Raw genomic sequence first — 20712 nt, 5'->3', positions numbered from 1 at the left:
CCCGGAACCCATAACACAACGTATCAAGAAGGCATGACCACCGTTAGGCGTCTTCCTGTATTGTCAGCGGTTATGGGTTCCGCTTCACGGCCCCGGAATGACGGGGAGCAGGGTTTCAGCCACCCAGGTTGAAGACCCGGTGCGGCACCAGCTCGCCGCGCTCGACGTCGCCGACCGCGATGAGGACGCCGTTGCAGGTGGCGTAGACCTTGCCGGACAGAGGCGTCTCGCGGCCGCGCAGGATGATGGACTGGCCGCGCATCAGGCGTCCTGCCATGTCCCGGCTCACCGCGATGGAGGGGATCTCGCTGAGCGCGATCTCCACCGGGCGTAGGGCCGCCGGATCGGTGGGGACCTTGTCGACAGAGATGGCGTCGTGCTCCGTAAACGGCCCGACGCGGGTGCGCCGCAGGGCCGCGATATGGCCGAGGCATCCCAAGGCGCGGCCGAGATCGCGTGCGATGGCACGGACATAGGTACCCTTGCCGCAATCGGCCTCGATCACGGAGCGATTGCCCTGGTGATGAATCAGGGCCAGCCGGTCGATTTCCACGGTACGCGGCTGCAGTTCTACGACTTCGCCGTCGCGGGCGAGATCATAGGCGCGCTCGCCCTGGATCTTGATGGCGGAGAATCGGGGCGGCACCTGCTGGACCTGTCCGGTAAAGCGCGGCAGGAAGGCCTCGATCTCGGCAGGGTCCGGAAGCCTGTCGGTCGTCTCGACCACGTCGCCCTCGGTGTCGTCGGTCGTCGTCTCCGAACCCCAGGCCACGGTGAAGACGTAGGATTTGCGCCCGTCCATGACAAAGGGCACCGTCTTGGTGGCTTCACCGAGCGCAATCGGCAGGATGCCGGAGGCGAGCGGATCGAGGGTGCCGGCATGGCCGGCCTTCTTGGCGGAGAGACCCCGCTTGACCATGGCAACCGCATGGGTCGAGGTCATGCCGACGCCCTTGTCGAGGATGATCCATCCATTGACGTCGCGCTTCTTCGGTCGGTTGCCGTGCGGCCTCCGCTGCGGGCGTTCTTCGCTCATGATTCCTGCTCGCTGTCGTCGTCGGCGATGTCGGCTGCCGGCTTCGCCGTATCGCGGGCGACGCGCTCCGAGCGCAGCAGCGAGTCGATCCGCGCGGCCTCGTCGAAGCTTTCGTCGCGGCGGAAGCGCAGGTCGGGGGCGAATTTCAGGTTGACGCGCCGGGCGACCTCCTGGCGCAGGACCTTCTTGTTCTTCTCCAGCGCACGGATCACCGCATCCTCGTCCTTGCCGCCGAGCGGCATGACATAGGCGGTCGCGAGCTTGAGATCGGGCGACATGCGCACTTCGGGAATGGTGATGACGTTCTTCGTCAGCACGCCGTCCTGCAGGTCGCCGCGGGAGAGAACCTCGGCAAGCGCATGTCGTATGAGCTCGGCAACGCGCTGCTGGCGCTGGGAAGGCCCGGTGGTTTGTTCGAAACGTTTAGCCATTTTTATTTCTCCGGGATTGGACCGGACACAGGTGCGAGGTGCCGGTGGCCGGCCACCTCGGTTCGGCAGGAACTCTGTCCATGAAAGCGAGATCACCGGGACAAGCCCGGTGATCTCAGATTGTTCAGGGATGAGCGCGAAGCGGCGGCTTACAGCGTCCGCTTCACCTCTTCCACGCGATAGCACTCGATGAGATCGCCGACGCGCATGTCCTGGTAGTTCTCGAAGGACATACCGCATTCCTGGCCCGAGGTGACTTCGCGGGCATCGTCCTTGAAGCGCTTGAGCTGCGAGAGCCGGCCTTCGTGGATGACCACGTTGTCGCGGATCAGGCGGACATGGGCGCCGCGCTGGACCACGCCGTCGAGGACGCGGCAGCCGGCGATCTTGCCGACCTTCGAGACGTTGAACACCTCGAGGACCTGGGCCTCGCCGAGCCGCTCTTCCCGCAGGGTCGGGGCGAGCAGACCGGACATCGCCGCTTTCACGTCATCCACGAGGTCGTAGATGATGTTGTAGTAGCGGATCTCGATGCCGGCGCGCTCGGCCGCCTCGCGCGCTTCCTTGTGGGCACGCACGTTGAAGCCGAGGATGATGGCGCCGGAGGCTTCCGCCAGCGTTACGTCGGATTCCGAGATGCCGCCGACGCCGGCCTGAACCACGCGGGCCCCGACCTCTTCGTTGCCGACCTTCTCGAGAGCTCCCACGATCGCTTCCGCCGAGCCCTGCACGTCCGCCCGGACCACGAGCGGGAATTCCTTGCGGCCCGCTCCGGCCTTGAGATCGCGCATCATGTCGACGAGCGTGCGTCCGGCCGAGCCCATGCGGGCGGCGGCGCGTTCGCGCTTCTGACGGGCGCGGTACTCGGTGATCTCGCGGGCACGAGCCTCGGACTCGACCACCGCCACGCGGTCGCCGGCTTCGGGCGTGCCGTTGAAGCCCAGGACCTCGACCGGAACCGAAGGACCTGCCTCCTTCACGTTCGCGCCCAGGTCGTTGATCAAAGCACGCACGCGACCCCATTCAGCGCCGGCCACCACGATGTCGCCGGTGTGCAGGGTGCCGCGCTGGACGAGCACGGTGGCCACGGGACCGCGACCGCGATCGAGCTTCGCCTCGATGACGGTGCCTTCGGCCGAACGCTCCGGATTGGCCTTGAGATCGAGGATCTCGGCCTGGAGCTGGAGGCCTTCGAGCAGGCTTTCGAGGCCGGTGCCAGTCTTGGCCGACACCTCGAACTCGAGCGTCTCGCCGCCCATCGACTCGACGACGATGGAATGCTGCAGCAGCTCGGTGCGAACCCGCTGCGGGTTGGCGTCGGGCTTGTCCACCTTGTTGATCGCCACGATCAGCGGCACGCCGGCCGCCTGAGCGTGATTGATCGCCTCGATGGTCTGCGGCATGACGCCGTCATCGGCCGCCACCACCAGCACGACGATGTCCGTCACCTTGGCGCCGCGGGCGCGCATAGCCGTGAAGGCCGCGTGACCGGGCGTATCGATGAAGGTGATCTTGCCGCCGAGCGGCGAGGTCACCTGGTAGGCACCGATATGCTGCGTGATGCCGCCGGCTTCGCCGGACACCACGTTGGTCTTGCGGATCGCGTCGAGCAGCGAGGTCTTGCCGTGGTCGACATGGCCCATGATGGTCACGACCGGAGGACGGGACGAGAGGTTGTCGTCCGTATCCGGCGTATCGAAGAGGCCTTCTTCCACGTCCGCTTCCGCGACGCGCTTCACCGTGTGTCCGAGCTCCTCCGCGACGAGCTGCGCGGTATCGGCATCGATCACGTCGGTGATCTTGTGCATCTGTCCCTGCTTCATCAGGAATTTGATCACGTCCACGGCGCGCTCCGACATGCGGTTTGCGAGCTCCTGGATGGTGATCGTCTCGGGGATCGTCACCTCGCGGGCGATCTTTTCCTTCTGCTCCACCTGCCGGTGACCCATGAGACGCTGGTTGCGGCGGCGGAAGGAGGCGAGCGAGCGGGTACGCTCTTCCTCGCCCGAGGTCGCGTTGGCCAGGGTCAGGCGGCCGCGGCGCTTTTCTTCGCCGGGGGCCGTCTTGGGGGTCTTCGGCAGGGCCGCGGGCTTCGCCGCGACGCCGGGACGGCGAATGGTGCGTGCACCCTCCTCGTCATCGGCCTCGACGGCGCGGGCTGCAACCTGCGGGGTCGAGCGGACATTCGGCTTTGCGGTTTCCGGCTCGGGCGCGACCGGCGCGGCGGGGCGCGCCATGTGGTTCAGGCTCGGCGGACGGCCACCCGTGGTGCCGACGCCGGGACGCTGAAAGCCGCCCGGACGGGGACCGTCGGAGCGCGGGCCGGAAGGACGCGGGCCGTCGAAGCGGCCTGCGGGCCGGGGGCCGTCCGAACGGGGCCGGTCGGACCGGGGAGCGTCGGTGCGCGGCGCGGGCGCACGCCCGGCCGGAGCCGGCGCGGAAGCCTGGCGCGGAGCCTCTTCGCCGAGACGGCGGCGGGCCTCCTCTTCGGCGCGGCGCTTGCGCTCCTCGTCCTGACGACGACGTTCCTCTTCCTCGTGCTTGCGGGCCTCTGCCGCTTCGCGCTCCTTGGCCTCGGCGGCCTCGCGCTCGGCGCGGCGGGCGGCCTCATCGGCCTGGCGGCGGCGATCTTCCTCGTCACGGCGACGGGCATCGACCAGCGCGTTCATGCGCGCATCGCGCTCCTGCTCGGAGAGCGTCTGGAGCACCATGCCGCCGGAACGGGGGGTGTTCGGAGCGCTGCGCTGCGGACGGCCGCCCTGGGCGGGCGCTGCTGGCTTCGGAGCCGGAGCAGCCGGCTTGGGCGCGCTGACGGGTGCCGCGGCCTGTTGGGGCGCGGGCCTTTCATCTTTGGCCCCGCTACCGGGACCGACAGCAGGGCGACGCTTGACCGTCTCCACCACGACCGATTTGGACCGGCCATGGGAAAAGCTTTGGCGCACCGTGCCTTGCTCGACAGGTCGCTTCAGCGACAGCGTCTTGGACGACACATGGAGAGTCTTGTCGCCCTGGTTTTTCGTATCAGTCATTCCGCCTCAGTTCCTGCGGGTTTCATAGTCGTGGGTTCGCCGGTCCCGTTTCCGAGGCCAGTTCGATCGGCCTCGATGCCGCCAAAGGAGCGGTAACGATGCCAGCGGTTCAGAAAGCCGTCGCTCCCAGCGCCCGCGACGAGGGCAGCATGTATCACATGTGACCGGCCTAATGCCAAATCCAATTCGTCATTCGACAGTTCTTGGATGACCGGAAAGCTAGATATTGCCTCGCCGAGGCGTTTTCGCAACTGGTTCGCCAATTTTCTTCGCCCATCTTCGGCCGCCTCTGCGGCATGAATAAGGGCGACGATGGGCTTATCCGTGATCGCCGACTCGACCTTGAAGAAGCCGGTGATCACCGTGCCGGCCTTGTTGGCCAGCGACAGACCCTGGCGAAGATCGTCCCTGAGCATGCGCTCGACGTCCTGGGCGAGGGTCTCGGAGGCTTTCGCCTCGGTCTTGAAGGCTCGGGAAAAGAGGCGACGTTTAGCCGCCTCTCCCACCATGTCTGCCCGGGCCGTGACCCAGACGCCGCGGCCCGGCAGTTTATGCCGAAGATCGGGCACGACCTGATGGTCCGGCCCCAGGACAAAGCGGATCAGTTCCGCGGGGCTTTTCGCCTCGCGGGTAACGATGCAGGTGCGCTCCGGTTCATGCCGCGGCACAGGTGCTGACCTCGCTTTGCCATCGCCGTCAGGACGGTTGGGCCTCGGTCTCAGCCTCTTCGGCCGATCCCTCGGTCTCCACCGTCTCTTCCGGCTGTTCGATCCAGCCCGCCTTCACGCGGGCGGCCATGATCATGTTCTCCGCATCGGCGCGGGAGACGTCGAAGCCGTCGAGCGCGCCCTTGTAGCGGGTCGCGTCGGCTCCCCTGCCCTCCGTCCAGCCGACGAGATCGTCGGTGGCGCAGCCGGCCAGGTCCTCGACCGACTTGATGTCGTTCTCGCCGAAGGCCACCAGCATGGCGGTGGTGACGCCGTCGATCTCCTTCAGATCGTCGGCGACGCCGAGCTCCTTGCGGCGGGCCTCGTTCTCACCCTCGATGCGGGCCAGGTATTCCTGTGCGCGGCTCTGGATCTCGGCGGCGGTGTCCTCGTCGAAGCCCTCGATGGAGGCCACTTCGGCAGCGTCCACATAGGCGATTTCCTCGACGGAGCGGAAACCTTCCGACGCCAGGAGCTGGCCTACGACCTCATCCACGTCGAGGGCGTTCATGAACAGCTCGGTACGCTCGGCGAATTCCTTCTGACGGCGCTCGGATTCCTCGGCCTCGGTCAGGATGTCGATGTCCCAGCCGGTGAGCTGCGAGGCGAGACGCACGTTCTGACCGCGGCGGCCGATGGCGAGCGAGAGCTGGTCGTCGGGCACCACCACCTCGATGCGGTCGGCCTCTTCGTCAAGCACCACCTTGACCACTTCGGCCGGCTGCAGGGCGTTGACGATGAAGGTCGCCTGATCGGGGGACCAGGGAATGATGTCGATCTTCTCGCCCTGCAATTCGCCCACCACCGCCTGGACGCGGGAGCCGCGCATGCCGACGCAGGCGCCGACCGGGTCGATGGAGGAATCGCGCGAGGTCACGGCGATCTTGGCGCGGGAGCCCGGATCGCGGGCGACGGCCTGCACCGAGACGATGCCATCATAGATCTCCGGCACTTCGGAGGCGAAGAGCTTCGCCATGAACTGCGGATGGGTGCGCGACAGGAAGATCTGCGGCCCACGGGCCTCGCGGCGCACGTCGAAGAGATAGGCGCGGATGCGGTCGCCCGGGCGGAAGGTCTCGCGGGGGATGAGTTCGTCGCGGCGAATGATCGCTTCGCCACGCCCGAGATCGACGATCACGTTGCCGTACTCGACGCGCTTGACAGCGCCGTTCACGACCTCGCCGATGCGGTCCTTGTATTCCTGATACTGACGGTCGCGCTCGGCGTCGCGCACCTTCTGCACGATCACCTGCTTGGCCGACTGGGCCGCGATACGGCCGAAATCGAAGGGCGGCAGGGTGTCGGCGATCACGTCGCCCACCTGGGCGGCCGGATTGTGGCGCGTGCGGGCCTCGGCGAGGGCGATCTCGCGGGAATCGTTCTCCACCGCGCCGTCGTCGACCACGAGGAGGTGACGGGCCAGGCGCAGCTCGCCGGTCTTCGAATTGATCTCGGCATGGATGTCGGTTTCGGCACCGTAGCGGGACCGGGCTGCCTTGGCGATGGCGTCCGCCATGGCGTCGAGCACGATCTGCTTGTCGATCACCTTTTCGCGCGCGACCGCATCGGCGATCTGCAAGAGTTCCAGCCTGTTGGCACTGATAGCCATCGAGGTCGCTCCTTAGTTCGGTTTTGTCTGATCGGTCGGGTCCTGCGACTCTTCGGGCGCATCGACCACATCCGTGTCTTCATCAAGATCGTCCGTGGTCGGCGCCGTTCCGCGGCGCAGCGATTCACGGATGAGTTCGTCGGTCAGAACGAGGTGCGCCTCGCCGATATCCGTCAGGGGCGCGCGGGCGATGGGCTCAAGACCTTCCTTCACATCCGGCAGCTCGATCACGAGCATCCCGTCCTCGATGCCCCGCAGGAGGCCGCGGAAGCGCTTGCGGCCTTCCACCGGCACGGCCATCTCCACCTTCGCATCGTAGCCGCTCCAGCGCTCGAAATCGCTGGCGCGCACGAGCGGGCGGTCGATCCCTGGGGAGGAGATTTCCAGGTGATAGGCCGTGGCGATCGGATCCTCAAGGTCGAGAACCGGCGAAATCGCCCGGCTGACGGTCTCGCAATCCGACACCGACATGGTGCCGTCCGGCCTTTCGGCCATGACCTGCACGGTGCATCCGTTCTGGCCGGTGACCCGCACCCGCACGAGATTGAAGCCCAGATCCTCGATCACAGGCTCGACAATGGCCGCCACCCGGGCGGCGACGCCGCTTTCCGTAATCAGTCGCTTGTCGCGTTCGTTTGTCATGGCTCTCCGCACGCTCCGGCGTCCAAGCAATAAAAAAGAGCGGACCCCGGGGGGCCCACTCTCGACTAGCAGCTTGACGCTGCAACCAGAGCTGACGTCAGAGATATACCGATTCAAGTCAAAAAAAGCAAGGGTCCCGTGAGTATTGCCTGAAAACCGCCGCGACGCCGATACCTCCGGAAAGCTACGCAGTCGCTGCTCGCCCTGAGCTATGATAGGCACGACCTCCTTCGGAGGACGATGTCTTGAAGACCTCCCGACTACTTTTTCTCGGGATCGCGTTGCTGGCGGCCGGGGCAGCCTATTGGTATTTCAGCCGGCCGCCCGAGGTGGCCGTTGTTTCACCGAAACGGGGAGACGCGGCCGAGATCGTCTATGCCACAGGCGTCGTGGAGCCACGCACCTGGGCCAAGGTGGCGCCACTCCTGCGGGAGCGGATCGTCGAGCTTTGCAACTGCGAGGGTGAATCGGTGGAACGGGGAGCAGTGCTCGCCCGCCTCGACAGCCGCCAGCCGGAAGCCACGCTTGCGGAGTTGAAGGCGCGGCAGAAGCTGACCGCCGCGGATTACGATCGTATCGCCGCCCTGGTGGAGCGGCGGGTCGCCAGCGACCAGGCCCTCGACCGGGCCCGCAGCGAACTGGGTCAGATCCAAGCCCTCATTGCCGGTCAGGAAACACGGCTCGAATCCTACGTCCTGCGGGCGCCGATGAGCGGGGTCGTCCTACGCCAGGATGGCGAGGTCGGGGAGGTGGCCGAACCCGGGACCGTGCTGTTCTGGGTCGGGGAGCCCAAGCCCCTGCAGATCGAGGCCGATGTGAACGAAGAGGACATCCCGCGGGTCGCTGTCGGCCAACGGGCAGTCATCAAGGCGGATGCCTTTCCCGATCAGGTTCTGGAGGCGAGGGTCGATTCGATTACGCCAAAGGGCGACCCGGTGGCGAAAACCTACCGGGTCCACTTGGCCCTGCCCGACGATACGCCCCTGCGCATCGGCATGACGGTGGAGGTCAACGTGATCGTGCGGGTCTCGTCCGGAGCGCTTCTCGTCCCCACGAATGCCCTTCGCGGCGGCAGCCTTTTCGTGCTGGACGGCGATGTGGCCCGAAAGCGAGACGTCAAAACCGGAATCCGCGGCGCCAGCAACACGCAGATCCAGGAGGGGCTTGCCGATTCGGACCGGGTGATCGCACCTTACCCGGACGGTTTGCCTGACGGTGCGAAGGTCATGGAAAAGCGAGGATGACATGCGTCTCATCCTGGAACTCGCCCTGACCCATATCGCCGGACGAGGTCGGCAGACCGTCGTGGCAATCCTCGGGGTCGCCCTCGGGGTCGGCTTCTCGATCGCCATGGCGGCGCTGATGCAGGGCACGGAGAAGGATTTCATAGCCCAGCTCGTGGACACCATGCCTCATGTCCAGATCACCGACGAGCATCGCGCCCCGCGACGGCAACCTGCGGAGGATCTGTTCGCCGCTGCGCAGTTCGAGGGCCTGCGCCCGAAAGAGGACCGGCGCGGCATCCTCAATCCCGCCGCCGCCACGGCCTCCTTGCGGGCCTGGGTGCCGGGCCGCATGGCCCAGAGCCTGCGGACGCAGGGCGTGGTGCGTTACGCCGGCCGCGACGTGGGTGTGACCCTGATCGGGATCGAGCCGGAGGTCGAGGCTCAGGTCTCGTCCGTTGCCGGCGATTTCCTCGTGGGCGGGTTCGAGGCGCTCAGGGCCGGCGGCAACAACATCGTCGTCGGGGACCGACTCGCGCAGAGGCTCGGCGCCTCGACAGGCACCACGATCCAGGTCGTTGCGCCGACCGGGCAGTCGCGAGGCTTCCGGATCGTCGGGCAGTTTCATACCGGCACCAATGCGCGGGACGAAGGCGAGACATATGTGCTGCTCAAGAACGCACAGATTCTGAGCGAGCGTCCCAATGCCATCAACGACATTCGCCTGCGCTTGGACGATCCGAATGCTGCGCCGCGCGTGGCCCGTCAGGCGGAGGCCGAGCTCGGCTACAAAGCGGTGCCCTGGCAGGAGGCGAACGAATCGCTCCTCGAGGCTTTGGTTGTACGCAACGTGGTGATGTACACGGTGGTGGGCGCGATCCTCCTCGTGGCGGGCTTCGGGATCTTCAACATCATCTCCACCATCACCCACGAGAAGGCGCGCGACATCGCGATCCTGAAATCCCTCGGCTTCACGCAAGGCAACATGCGCCGGCTTTTCCTGATCGAGGGCTTAGCCCTCGGCTTCGCCGGCTCGGCGGTCGGCTGGCTTGTCGGTTTCCTCCTGTGCTTTGCCCTGTCGCAGGTGGAATTCAAGCTTTCGGGTGCGGGCGTCGGACACGAAATGACCCGCCTACCCCTCTTCTGGAGCCCGTGGCACTACGTGATCGCCTCGGCGTTCGCTCTTATCTCTGCAGGCGTCGCAGGCTATCTGCCGGCCCGCCAGGCGGCACGGCTCAATCCCGTCGACATCATTCGGGGAGCCACATGACGCTTCTCGTCGAAGCCGATCATCTCACCCGGATCCTGCCCGCGACTGTACCCGTGACTCTCGTGCGCGACGTGTCGATGAGCGTCGGGGATCAGGAATTCATTGCGATTACCGGCCCGTCCGGCTCGGGCAAGTCCTCGCTCCTGTATCTGCTCGGCCTGCTCGATCGTCCGACGAGCGGAACCTTGAGGATCGGTGGGCAGGATACATCCGCCCTGGACGATGACGCTCTGGCCCGGCTCAGGCTCGAGATGCTCGGCTTCGTGTTCCAGTTCCACTTCCTGCTGCCGGAGTTCACGATCCTGCGGAACGTGGAACTGCCCATGCGCAAGGCGGGTCGGCTGTCATCGGCCGAGATGCACGACCGGGCCGCGAGCCTCCTGGAGGATCTCGGTCTGGCGGGTCATCTCGATAAGAGGCCGGACCAGCTTTCCGGCGGCCAGCGTCAACGGGTGGCCGTGGCTCGCGCTCTCGCCAACGATCCTCATGTGGTCCTGGCCGATGAGCCGACCGGCAGCCTCGACAGCAAGAACTCGGAGCAGGTTTTCGCCATCCTGCGCGATCTCGTCCGCAAGCACGGCAAGACGGTCATTGCCGTCACCCATGACATGGACATCGCCGCTCGTGTGGACCGGCGCATTCATCTCGTCGACGGGAGGGTGGTGAGCGACGAGCGCGTGGCTGAAGCAACGGTGTGAAAGCCGCCTCAAACCCGCACGAATGTCAGGTAGCTCGGCACCCTGCCCTCCCGGATCGCCTTGGCCTCGTAGCGTGTGCCCGGCCAGCCTTCGTAAGGCTTGCGCCAATCATCGGCACGAGCAGCGGTCCAGCGGAAATGCGGGGAGCGTATGGCTCGGGCGAGGACCCAGCCGATGTAGTCGTCGATGTCGCTGGCAAAGCGCAGCTCGGCGCCCGGCTTCATCACGCGCGCGAGTACCTCGAGGGTCTCGTCCGAGACGAGGCGGCGCTTGCGCTGGCGGCGCTTGGGCCATGGATCGGGATAGAGAATGTAGACCCGGTCGAAGGATGCATCGGGCAGCGTCGGCAAAAGGTCCGTGACGTCGTCGTCCCAGACGCGAACGTTGTCGAGGCGCTCCTGCTCGATCACGGCGAGAAGCTTCGCCATGCCGTTCACAAAGGGCTCGCAGCCGATGAAATTGATGTCGCGATGGGACCTGGCCTGGGCGGCAAGATGCTCGCCGCCGCCGAAGCCGATTTCGAGCCATGTTTCCCGGGCCTGCGGATTGGGAAACTGACCGGAGGGCGCGCTGCCCGGAATCACGCGGATCGCCGGCAGCAGGTTCTGCACCAGTTCGTCCTGGCCGGAGCGAAGCTTCTTTCCTTTCCGTCGCCCGAAGAAGGCGCCGGCCCGTTCCGATGCTTCGCTCATGGGACAGATGCTCCTGAAGAACGCACGATGTGCTCGATGATCGATCCGGCCTCTCGGGCTGGTTCATGCATCGAGAGCCGGTCCTCCTTCCGGGGAACCGGCTCTCGTGGTGAGGTCTTATTATGGCCGAAAGACAGCCGGTCGGCTGCGTTCGAGTTTAGCGGAACGCCGCCTTGAGGCTGTCGGCGAGGTCCGTGCGCTCCCAGGAGAAGCCCCCATCGGTATCCGGCTTGCGGCCGAAATGGCCGTAGGCGGATGTGCGGGCGTAGATCGGCTTGTTGAGGCCGAGATGCGTGCGAATGCCGCGCGGGGAGAGGTCCATGGCGTCCATGAGGACGGCCTCCAGCTTGCCCTCGTCCACCTTGCCGGTGCCGTGCAGGTCCACGTAGATCGACAGGGGCTTGGCCACGCCGATCGCATAGGAGAGCTGCAGGGTGCAGTTCTCGGCGAGGCCCGCGGCCACCACGTTCTTCGCGAGATAGCGCGCGGCATAGGCGGCCGAGCGGTCCACCTTGGTCGGATCCTTGCCCGAGAAGGCACCGCCGCCGTGCGGCGCCGCGCCGCCATAGGTATCGACGATGATCTTGCGCCCGGTGAGGCCGCAATCGCCGTCGGGGCCGCCGATCACGAACTTGCCGGTGGGGTTCACGTGCCAGATGGTCTGGGCCGAGATCCAGCCCTCGGGCAGGGTCCGGCGGATATAGGGCTCGACGATGGCGCGCACGTCGTCGGAGGAAAGGTTCTCGTCCAGGTGCTGGGTGGACAGAACAATCTGGGTTGCCGCGACGGGCTTACCGTTCTCGTAGCGCACCGTGACTTGGCTCTTGGCGTCCGGGCCGAGCTTGGCCGCGTCGCCGGACTTGCCCTTGCGGGCAGCGGTCAGGTTCTCGAGGATCTTGTGGGCGTAGTAGATGGGCGCCGGCATCAGGTCAGGCGTCTCGGTGCAGGCATAACCGAACATGATGCCCTGGTCGCCCGCGCCCTCGTCCTTGTTGCCGGCGGCATCGACGCCCTGGGCAATATGGGCCGACTGGGCGTGAAGATAGACCGAGACGTCGGCGGTCTTCCAATGGAAGCCTTCCTGCTCGTAGCCGATATCCTTGATGGCATCGCGGGCAAGCTCGATCACCTTGTCCTTGGTGATGGAATCGGGCCCCCGCACCTCGCCAGCGATGACGACCCGGTTGGTGGTGGCGAGCGTCTCGCAGGCCACGCGGGCTTCCGGCTCGGCCGCCAAATAGGCATCGACGACGGCATCGGAGATCCGGTCGCAGACCTTGTCCGGATGTCCTTCGGAAACCGATTCGCTCGTGAAAAGATAGCTAGAACGCCGCACGGTGGAATTCCTTCAGGCAATCAATCTGGTGCCCGCGGTCGGCCACAGGCTTCAAAATATGCTCATGCCGTAGGCCGGATGAAAGGTCAAGCGAACGTGTTCTTTATGACGAACGCTCTACCTCTTCTTGGGCAGCGAGGGCATTGACGAGCTGAACGATGCTTTTGCGGACTTTCGGGCTTTTGATACCTGCGAAAGTCCGGATGAGCTGAAGGCCTTCGGGGGTCGACATCATATCGGCCACATAGGACGGGGCGTTGCTTTCGGCGAAGCCTGGCTCGGCCTTGCCGCTCCTGATACCATCGAAGAAGAAATCGATGTCGACATTGAGGATCTTGGCAATATCGACGAGGCGGGCGACGCTGATCCGATTCATGCCCTTTTCGTATTTTTGAACTTGCTGAAAGGTCAGGCCAAGCATATCGCCCAGTTTTTCTTGGCTCATTCCAATCGAGACTCGGCGCATGCGCACTCTACTCCCGATTTCCTTATCGATGGTGCCCGTCGATTTCTTCATTTTGGCCTGTCCCCTTGCCGATCACGACGCACTGCCGAGGCTTAATTACTTAGTTTAGGGATGATTGGTGCCTGCGACGTGCAATCAAGAGGATTAAGCAGATCGCAAGCGTGGCCGTCAAAGAAAACCTGCCAACCCTCCTATAAAGAGTAAGGGGCTCGGCAACCGGAAGAGAAGTGTCAAGGACTCCTTCAACTCCCAAGGGAAGATTGTCGATGATCCGACCGAATGGGTCGATGACGGCCGAGATTCCCGTATTGGCTGCCCTTACCAGAGGGAGGCCCTCCTCGACGGCCCGCAGACGCGCTTGGGCGAAGTGCTGATAAGGCCCGGGCGTCTGTCCGAACCAGGCATCGTTGGTCACGTTCAGGATCAGGTTCGGCCGCGTCCCCTCGGCAACGATCTCTCCCGGAAAGATCGCCTCGTAACAAATCGTCGCGGCAACCGGCGGGAGACCCGGTATGGACAGCGTCGCGCGCTTCTCGCTCGGCTCGAAGCCGCCGGGAATATGCACGAACTGGCGCAAGCCTGCGGCCCGGATCAGGGCATCGAGAAATTTCGGCACATATTCGCCGAAGGGCACCAGATGCACTTTGTCGTAGGCGCCGAGGATCGTGCCCTTCTCGTCGATCACCTGGATGGCATTGTAGAACTTGCCCACCGCCTCGCCGGGCAAAGGATCGTCCATCCGGGCGGCGCCTGTGATCAGCGTGGAACCGGGCCCCAGGAGCGCGGCGATCTGTGCGAGAGAGGCGGGGTCGCGATGGAGCAGGAACGGAAAGGCCGATTCGGGCCAGACGATGTGGGTCGGTGCAGCGGCCTTGCCGTCCCGGCCAGGACTTGCGCTCAAAGTCAGGTAGCGCCGCATGATGGCGTCCCGGTTGCGCGGGTTGAACTTCGCATCCTGCGGCAGGTTGGGCTGCATGATACGAAGGCGCACATCCTCGACCAGCGCCGATGCCTCCGACGGAACGCGCCAAGCGCCGAAGGCCGCAAGGCCGAGGAGCAGGGTCGCCGCGAGGATGGGAGCCGTCCAACGGGCGCGCCCGGTCCTTCCCGTGAGCAGGACGGCGGGCGCGGCACAGATGGCGATGCTCAGGAAGGTCAGGCCGTAGAGGCCCGCCAGCGAGGCGGATTGCATGAGCCAAAGGTTCTGACCGAGAGCCATCCCGGGATTGTTCCACGGAAAGCCGGTGAAGAGATGGCCGCGCAGCCATTCACTGATCGTCAGGCCGAAGGCGAGGGCGATGATACGCCAGGCGTCGGGCAGCCAGAACGGGCGGGACAGCGCAAAGCCGAAGGCGGGAAAGAAGGCGAGCAGGGCGGGAAGGCCCAGGACGCCGAAGGGCATGGCCCAGGCGAACTGGTCCGCCTCCACGAGGAAGGCCGCGCCGAGCCACCACAGGCCGGCGACGAAATAACCGAAGCCCCAGAACCAGCCGAGGAGGGCGGCCGACATGAAGGGAGCCCACCGGGAGGGACCGTCCTTGACAGTGCCGTCCAAGAGCCACACCGCGGGAACGAGAGAGAGAACGAGAGCAGGCAGGATGCCGAAGGGTGGCATGGCCAGGGCTCCGACGGCCCCCGCCGCAAAGGCCGTCAGCCAGCGACGCCACCCTCTCGCGAGCGCATCGCGCGGACCCGAAGCGCCGCGCCAGCGAAAAGTGGTTCCTGTTTTCCGCATTCAGCGATGCGCTTCCCGAGGATCGGAGCATCGGATGAAACCCAAAAGTGGAGGCCCCTTTTGGGTCCGAGGCTCGGAGATGACGTGATCGGCCAGGCGCATCATTCCGCGGCAGCGCTTTCAGGGCGCGGGGCATTCGCCTGGCTGTCCGCGGCCTCCGCCTCGGGCGCGAAAGTGCGGCGATGGACGCGCAGCCGCTTCACCCGCCGCGGATCGGCATCGAGGACCTCGAATTCCAGACCGGACGGGCCCTCGATGACCTCGCTGCGGGACGGGACGCGACCGGCGAGCGTCACGATGAAGCCGCCGATGGTGTCGATATCCTCGGCGCCCTCTTCTTCGGTCAGGTCGAGACCCAGCACGTCCTTGACCTCGTCGAGGCTCGCGCGGGCATCGGCGATGTAGGTGCCGTCGGCCGCCGGCACGATGGTGAGGGTCGCGTCCTCGTCGTGCTCGTCCTCGATGTCGCCCACCACCATCTCGACCAGATCCTCGATGGACACGAGCCCGTCGGTGCCGCCGTATTCGTCGATGACCAGGGCCATGTGCGTGCGCGTCGCCTGCATGCGCACCAGAAGGTCGATCGCCGGCATGGAGCGCGGCACGAACAGGACCGGGCGCAGGATGTTGGCGGAGGAGAGCGCCATCGACAGGTCGATCTGCCCGAGGCTCGGCAGGCTAGCTTCATCGCTCGATCCGGCCTCGGAGGCGCCACCATCGGCCCGCATGGCGATGAAATCGAGGAAGTCGCGGATATGGACCATGCCCTTGGGATCGTCCAGGGTCTCGCCATAGACGGGCAGGCGGGAGTGGCCGGCCGTGCGGAACAGGCTCAGGAGCTCCCCGAGATTGGTATCGGCCGCCACCGCCACGATGTCGGCGCGGGGCACCATCACATCCTCCACCCGAATCCGGTGGAAGGAGAGCACGTTCTTGAGCATCGCCCGTTCCTGGGGCGAAAAATCCGTGTCCTCGACGGTTTCGGCGAGGACATCCTCAAGATCGTGACGGATGGATTCGCGGGATTTCAGGCCGAGTCGGGTCAGAACCCGGTCGTACCAGTGGTCGCGTGTGTCGTCTGTCTCGGTCAGGGTTCGGACAGGTCGTTCGCTACGACTTCGATCTTCGTTCATTGCTTTGGGTTGTCAGCCGTTCATGCTGCCATATCGCGATAGGGATCGGCGATGCCGAGGGTGGCAAGCGCCTTTACCTCAAGACCTTCCATGATTTCCGCCTCCGCCTCGACCTCGTGGTCGTAGCCGAGGAGATGCAGGACACCATGGACGATCAAATGGGCAAAATGATGCGAGAGCTCCTTGGATTCATCCTCGGATTCGCGCACCAGCGTTTCGTAGGCTAATGCAATGTCGCCCAAATGGCGAGGACCGTTTGAGCCCGGCTGCTCGGGTGCCGGAAACGAAAGCACGTTGGTGGGCTTGTCCTTGCCCCGCCAGGTCCGGTTCAGCTCGCGGATCTGGGCATCGTCGGCGAGCATGACGCTCGCCTCGAACTCGCCGTCCGCTTCATAGGTGACGGACAGGGCCGCCTCGGCCGCCTTCTGCGCCAAGGCCTCTGCGTCCTCGAGGCGGTCCCAATCGCCCGCCTCGATCATGATGTCGAGCGTGATCACGGTCTGCGGTCCCGATAATCCTGTCGCGGCGGCTCCGCCGGTGCCTCGCGGGCTGCCTTGTCGTAGGCCGTCACGATGCGCCGCACGAGATCGTGGCGCACCACGTCGGCTTCCTTGAAGGTCACCCGGGCTATGCCCTCGACCCCCTGCAGGATGCGCACCGCCTCGACTAGGCCGGATTTCTGACCTGGCGGCAGGTCGATCTGCGTCGGATCGCCGGTGATGATCATCCGCGAGCCTTCGCCCAGGCGGGTCAGGAACATCTTCATCTGCATCGACGTGGTGTTCTGCGCCTCGTCGAGCAGCACCAAGGCGTTGGTGAGCGTACGCCCGCGCATGAAGGCGAGGGGCGCGATCTCGATCATGCCGGTCTGCAGGCCGCGATCCACGTGGCGCGCTTCCATGAAATCGTAGAGCGCATCGTAGATCGGGCGAAGATAAGGATCGACCTTCTCGCGCATGTCGCCGGGCAGGAAGCCGAGGCGCTCGCCCGCTTCCACGGCCGGACGGGAGATGATCAGGCGGTCCACCTGCCCCTGTTCGAGGAGCGAAACCGCATAGCCCACCGCTAGCCATGTCTTGCCGGTGCCGGCCGGGCCCTCGGCGAAGACGAGCTCGTTCGTCTTGAGCGCCTTGATGTAGGTGTTCTGCGAAGCATTGCGGGCCCGCACGGGTCCGCGCCTGCGGGTGGAGATCTGGTCGAAGGCGGTGAGACCCGTGGCCGGCTGCTCTTCGGCCGCCGGGAAGAGGCTGCCCTGCAGGGTGCTCTCCTCGATGGCGCCATCCACGTCGCCCGGCCCGAGCGCTCCGCCCTGGCGGGCGCGCTCGTAGAGCCCTTCCAGAACCCGGCGCGCCATCTCCGAACCCTCGGGCGTGCCCTTGACGGTGACCCGGTTGCCGTTGGCGATGGCGGTCACGTTCAGGCGCCGTTCCAGATGGGCGAGATTCTGATCGTATTGTCCGAAGACGAGGCTGGCGAGGCGGTTGTCGTCGAAGGTGAGAATGATCTCCGCCTCTTCCACGACGCCGGGGTGCAAGCTGGTGGCGTTTCGTCCCTTGGCTCGTGCGGTCGCGTTGTCCGCTGGGCTCAAATGCCTCTCCTCTGAATGTTCGCCGCAAGACATGCGGCGAACGGATATGGGGTCCTGCCGGACAAGAGACTAGGCCGCGGCTTGTGTGCCGGGCCGGGCGACTTCCCCGAACAGGCTGTTGGAACCGACCTGGGTGATCCGCACCGTCACGATCTCGCCGACGGCGTGGCGGTCGGTCTCGATCTGCACGGCCTGCAGATAAGGCGACTTGCCTGCCATCTGGCCCGGATGACGACCCGGCTTCTCCAAGAGAACGTCGAGGGTCTGCCCCACGGTTCCGTGGTTGAAGGCCTGCCGCTGCATTTCCAGCAGATTCTGAAGCCGCGCCAAGCGCTCGGCCTTCACGGCCTCGGACACCTGGGCGTCGATTTCCGCCGCCGGCGTGCCGGGGCGGGGGCTGTACTTGAACGAGAAGGAGCTGGCGAAGCCCACATCGGCCACGAGCCGCATGGTCTCCTCGAACTCCGCATCCGTCTCGCCCGGGAAACCGACGATGAAGTCGGACGAGAGGGCGAGACGGGGCTGGGCCGCCCGGATGCGCTCGATCAGGCGGCGGTACTCGTCGCCCGTGTGCTTGCGGTTCATCACGTCGAGGATGCGGTCGGAGCCGGACTGCACCGGCAGGTGCAGATAGGGCATCACGGCGGGCAAGTCCCGATGGGCCGCGATCAGTTCGTCGTCCATGTCGCGCGGGTGGCTGGTGGTGTAGCGGAGCCGGGCGATGCCGGGCACCTCGGCCAGGCGGTGGAGCAGGCGGCCCAACGACCAGACGGAGCCGTCGGGACCCTCGCCATGATAGGCGTTCACGTTCTGGCCGATCAGCGTCAGCTCGCGCACGCCCGCATCGGCGAGGCGCAGGGCCTCGTCGAGGATCTTGGCGACCGGGCGCGAGACTTCCGCACCCCGGGTATAGGGCACGACGCAGAAGGTGCAGAACTTGTCGCAGCCTTCCTGGATGGTGAGGAAGGCCGATACGCCGCGGCTCCGGGTCTTGGCCTTGGAAGGGGCGGGCAGGTGGTCGAACTTGTCCTCGATCGGAAATTCCGTGTCGACGACCCGCTCTGCGCGCGACTTCTTCAGGAGTGCGGGCAGGTTGTGGTAGTTCTGCGGGCCGACCACCACGTCGACGGCGGGCGCCCGGCGCAGGATTTCCTTGCCCTCGGCCTGGGCGACGCAGCCGGCTACGACGACCTTCGTTTCCTGACCCGTCGCCTCGCGCTCCTTCTTGAGCTCGCGCACGCGGCCGAGCTCGGAATAGACCTTCTCGGCGGCCTTCTCGCGGATGTGGCAGGTGTTGAGGATGACGAGATCCGCCTCCTCCATGGCCTTGGTTTCGCTGTAGCCTTCCGTCGCCAGCATGTCCGCCATGCGCTCGGCATCGTAGACGTTCATCTGGCAGCCATAGGATTTGACGAAGACTTTTTTCACGAGGTCGGCCTGTGTGCTTGCGATCGGGCGGTGAAGGATGGGGCCTTTTAATCCTTTTATGCTTGCAAGAGAATAGCGGCGGTTTGGCCCAAGATTCCGATTTCCTTGGCTGCATCCCGGGGCGGTGCGGCCCAACCCGGGATCGGATGCGTGGTACGGCTCTTCCTGCCCTCCTAATCAGGAAAGAAGAGCGTCAAAGTCGAACTTAGCCCAGCAGTCCTTCCTGCTGCGCCAGCTGGCGCAGGCTCGCCTGCGGGCGGGCGCCCAGGTGGCTGATGATCTCGGCGGCCGCCAGGCCCCCGAGGCGGGCGCAGTCGGTGAGGTCGAGGTTGTTGACGAGACCGGCGAGGAAGCCGGACGCGAAGAGATCACCCGCGCCTGTGGTATCGACGACGCGCTCCACGGGAAAGGCGGGCACGGCCTTGGTTTCGCCGCGGGTCACGATCAGCGCGCCTTCCGCCGAGCGGGTGATGGCGCCGAGCACGTTTTCCTCACGAAGCGCCGCCAGGGCGGTATCGGCATCCGAGGTGCCGTAGAGGCTCTGCAGCTCGTGGATATTGGCGAAGAGGATGTCGAGGCTGCCGTCGCGCATGAGGCCCAGGAACTCGTCGCGGTAGCGGTCGACGCAGAAGGCGTCGGAGAGGGTGAGCGCCACCTTGTTGCCGGCCTCGTGGGCGATTGCCACCGCCTTGCGGAAAGCCTCCTTGGCGGCCGGCGGATCCCAGAGATAGCCTTCGAGATAGACGATGCTCGAAGCGCGCACCGTCTCCGGGTTCACGTCGTCGGGCGTGAGGTTCTGGCAGGCGCCCAGATAGGTGTTCATGGTGCGCTCGCCGTCCGGCGTCACCAGGATGAAGCTGCGCGCCGTGGCAGGACCGTCCTCGGCGAGCGTCACGTCGTAATGGACGTCGATGGCCTTGAGGTCGTGGGCGAAGAGCTTGCCCGTCTCGTCGTTCTTCACCTTGCCGATGAAGCCGGCCTTCACGCCGAAGGAGGCGGCGCCCGCCGCCGTGTTGGCCCCCGACCCGCCCGATACGATGACCGCCGGGCCCATATCGCCGTAGAGCTCCTCGGCGCGGGCCTCGTCGATGAGCTGCATGGCGCCCTTGTGCACCTTCTTCTGGAGCAGGAAGGCCTCGTCCGTGTGGGCGAGCACGTCAACGATGGCGTTGCCGAGGGTGAGGACGTCGATGCGGGTCTGGGACATGAGCCACCGGGGTTATGAAATGACGGGGCGCTTTCGCATCGACCGACCCGGCGGTCAAGGCTTGCGTCCGATCAGACCGCGTCCTGCACGGCCTGGATCGGCACGGGCGCCCGCCTCTCGCGGGTCTGGGCCCTGTCGAGAATACCGAGCATCTCCTCAAGGTCGCTTTCCGACAGGGAGCGGATTTCGCGGGCGAGGCGATTGGCCAGCAGGGTCGCCTTCGGATCGCCGCCCGCCGTATCGACCTTCACCTTGGGGTCAGAAAGATCGGCGAGGCGCGTCAGCTCGTCGGCCTCGTCCCAGATGATGTGGAAATATTGCAGGACACCCTGGATGAGAGCCCAGGTGGGCTTGCCGCGCTCTCCGCGCTCCAGGGCCGAGAGATAGGCGCTCGACACGCCGAGATGGGCGGCCATGTCCTTCAACATCCGCCCGCGCTCCCGGCGCAGCTGCCGCACCCGTTCACCGAAGGGAGTCATGTC

At 65.6% G+C, this 20712-nt stretch carries 19 protein-coding genes; 3 read left to right on the top strand and 16 right to left on the bottom strand.

Annotation, left to right across the window (positions count from 1 at the left end):
- Positions 1-115 precede the first annotated feature (115 nt).
- The 6 genes from truB to rimP form a co-directional block, all read right to left on the bottom strand.
- The gene (truB, locus tag DDF70_RS07150) at positions 116-1036 is read right to left on the bottom strand and encodes a tRNA pseudouridine(55) synthase TruB (RefSeq protein ID WP_114944185.1); all 921 of its coding nucleotides are present in this window, start codon (positions 1034-1036) and stop codon (positions 116-118) included.
- Entirely contained in the window at positions 1033-1467 is a 435-nt protein-coding gene (gene rbfA, locus DDF70_RS07145; protein ID WP_114944184.1) for a 30S ribosome-binding factor RbfA, read from the bottom strand. The genes truB and rbfA overlap by 4 nt, the downstream gene beginning before the upstream one ends.
- A 149-nt stretch (positions 1468-1616) precedes the next feature.
- A complete protein-coding gene (infB, locus tag DDF70_RS07140) occupies positions 1617-4496 on the bottom strand; it encodes a translation initiation factor IF-2 (protein ID WP_114944183.1) in 2880 nt (959 codons plus the stop codon).
- The gene (locus tag DDF70_RS07135) at positions 4493-5164 is read right to left on the bottom strand and encodes an RNA-binding protein (RefSeq protein WP_114944182.1); all 672 of its coding nucleotides are present in this window, start codon (positions 5162-5164) and stop codon (positions 4493-4495) included. The genes infB and DDF70_RS07135 overlap by 4 nt, the downstream gene beginning before the upstream one ends.
- Before the next feature lie 28 nt (positions 5165-5192).
- Positions 5193-6812: a transcription termination factor NusA gene (gene nusA, locus DDF70_RS07130; RefSeq protein WP_114944181.1), complete on the bottom strand. Its 1620-nt coding sequence runs from the start codon at positions 6810-6812 to the stop codon at positions 5193-5195.
- A 12-nt stretch (positions 6813-6824) separates the two neighbouring features.
- Positions 6825-7454, bottom strand: coding sequence for a ribosome maturation factor RimP (gene rimP / locus DDF70_RS07125; protein WP_114944180.1), 630 nt, complete (start codon positions 7452-7454; stop codon positions 6825-6827).
- A gap of 245 nt (positions 7455-7699) precedes the next feature.
- Here rimP and DDF70_RS07120 point away from each other — a divergent pair, with 245 nt between their 5' ends.
- The 3 genes from DDF70_RS07120 to DDF70_RS07110 are packed head-to-tail and all read left to right on the top strand — an operon-like array spanning position 7700 to position 10645.
- The gene (locus DDF70_RS07120; protein ID WP_114944179.1) at positions 7700-8698 is read left to right on the top strand and encodes an efflux RND transporter periplasmic adaptor subunit; all 999 of its coding nucleotides are present in this window, start codon (positions 7700-7702) and stop codon (positions 8696-8698) included.
- Between the two features lies 1 nt (position 8699).
- Positions 8700-9947, top strand: a complete 1248-nt coding sequence (locus tag DDF70_RS07115; protein WP_114944178.1) for an ABC transporter permease — start codon at positions 8700-8702, stop codon at positions 9945-9947.
- Positions 9944-10645 (top strand): ABC transporter ATP-binding protein, encoded by a 702-nt coding sequence (locus DDF70_RS07110; RefSeq protein WP_114944177.1) that lies wholly within the window; start codon positions 9944-9946, stop codon positions 10643-10645. Before DDF70_RS07115 ends, DDF70_RS07110 begins: the two co-directional genes overlap by 4 nt.
- A gap of 8 nt (positions 10646-10653) precedes the next feature.
- Here DDF70_RS07110 and trmB read toward each other — a convergent pair whose 3' ends face one another.
- From trmB to DDF70_RS07060, 10 genes are all read right to left on the bottom strand, one after another.
- Complete coding sequence (gene trmB / locus DDF70_RS07105; RefSeq protein ID WP_114944176.1) at positions 10654-11337, bottom strand: tRNA (guanine(46)-N(7))-methyltransferase TrmB; 684 nt, start codon at positions 11335-11337, stop codon at positions 10654-10656.
- Between the two features lie 157 nt (positions 11338-11494).
- Positions 11495-12673 carry a methionine adenosyltransferase gene (gene metK, locus DDF70_RS07100; RefSeq protein WP_114944175.1) on the bottom strand — a complete coding sequence of 393 codons (1179 nt, stop codon included), beginning with the start codon at positions 12671-12673 and terminating at the stop codon, positions 11495-11497.
- Between the two features lie 103 nt (positions 12674-12776).
- The gene (locus tag DDF70_RS07095) at positions 12777-13190 is read right to left on the bottom strand and encodes a helix-turn-helix domain-containing protein (protein ID WP_114944174.1); all 414 of its coding nucleotides are present in this window, start codon (positions 13188-13190) and stop codon (positions 12777-12779) included.
- Between the two features lie 49 nt (positions 13191-13239).
- Positions 13240-14874: an apolipoprotein N-acyltransferase gene (lnt, locus tag DDF70_RS07090; protein WP_114944173.1), complete on the bottom strand. Its 1635-nt coding sequence runs from the start codon at positions 14872-14874 to the stop codon at positions 13240-13242.
- Positions 14875-14975: 101 nt separating this feature from the next.
- Complete coding sequence (locus tag DDF70_RS07085) at positions 14976-16007, bottom strand: hemolysin family protein (protein ID WP_114944172.1); 1032 nt, start codon at positions 16005-16007, stop codon at positions 14976-14978.
- A 20-nt stretch (positions 16008-16027) separates the two neighbouring features.
- Complete coding sequence (gene ybeY / locus DDF70_RS07080) at positions 16028-16486, bottom strand: rRNA maturation RNase YbeY (protein WP_114944305.1); 459 nt, start codon at positions 16484-16486, stop codon at positions 16028-16030.
- A 14-nt stretch (positions 16487-16500) separates the two neighbouring features.
- The gene (locus tag DDF70_RS07075; protein WP_114944171.1) at positions 16501-17628 is read right to left on the bottom strand and encodes a PhoH family protein; all 1128 of its coding nucleotides are present in this window, start codon (positions 17626-17628) and stop codon (positions 16501-16503) included.
- Between the two features lie 36 nt (positions 17629-17664).
- Positions 17665-19023, bottom strand: coding sequence for a tRNA (N6-isopentenyl adenosine(37)-C2)-methylthiotransferase MiaB (gene miaB, locus DDF70_RS07070; protein WP_114944170.1), 1359 nt, complete (start codon positions 19021-19023; stop codon positions 17665-17667).
- 205 nt (positions 19024-19228) lie between these two features.
- Entirely contained in the window at positions 19229-20230 is a 1002-nt protein-coding gene (locus DDF70_RS07065; protein ID WP_114944169.1) for an adenosine kinase, read from the bottom strand.
- Between the two features lie 71 nt (positions 20231-20301).
- The gene (locus tag DDF70_RS07060; protein WP_114944304.1) at positions 20302-20709 is read right to left on the bottom strand and encodes a helix-turn-helix domain-containing protein; all 408 of its coding nucleotides are present in this window, start codon (positions 20707-20709) and stop codon (positions 20302-20304) included.
- Positions 20710-20712 lie beyond the last annotated feature (3 nt).

It is taken from the genome of Microvirga calopogonii (assembly GCF_003347665.1).
GTDB lineage: Bacteria > Pseudomonadota > Alphaproteobacteria > Rhizobiales > Beijerinckiaceae > Microvirga > Microvirga calopogonii.
This window is presented reverse-complemented; position numbering and strand designations above follow the sequence as displayed.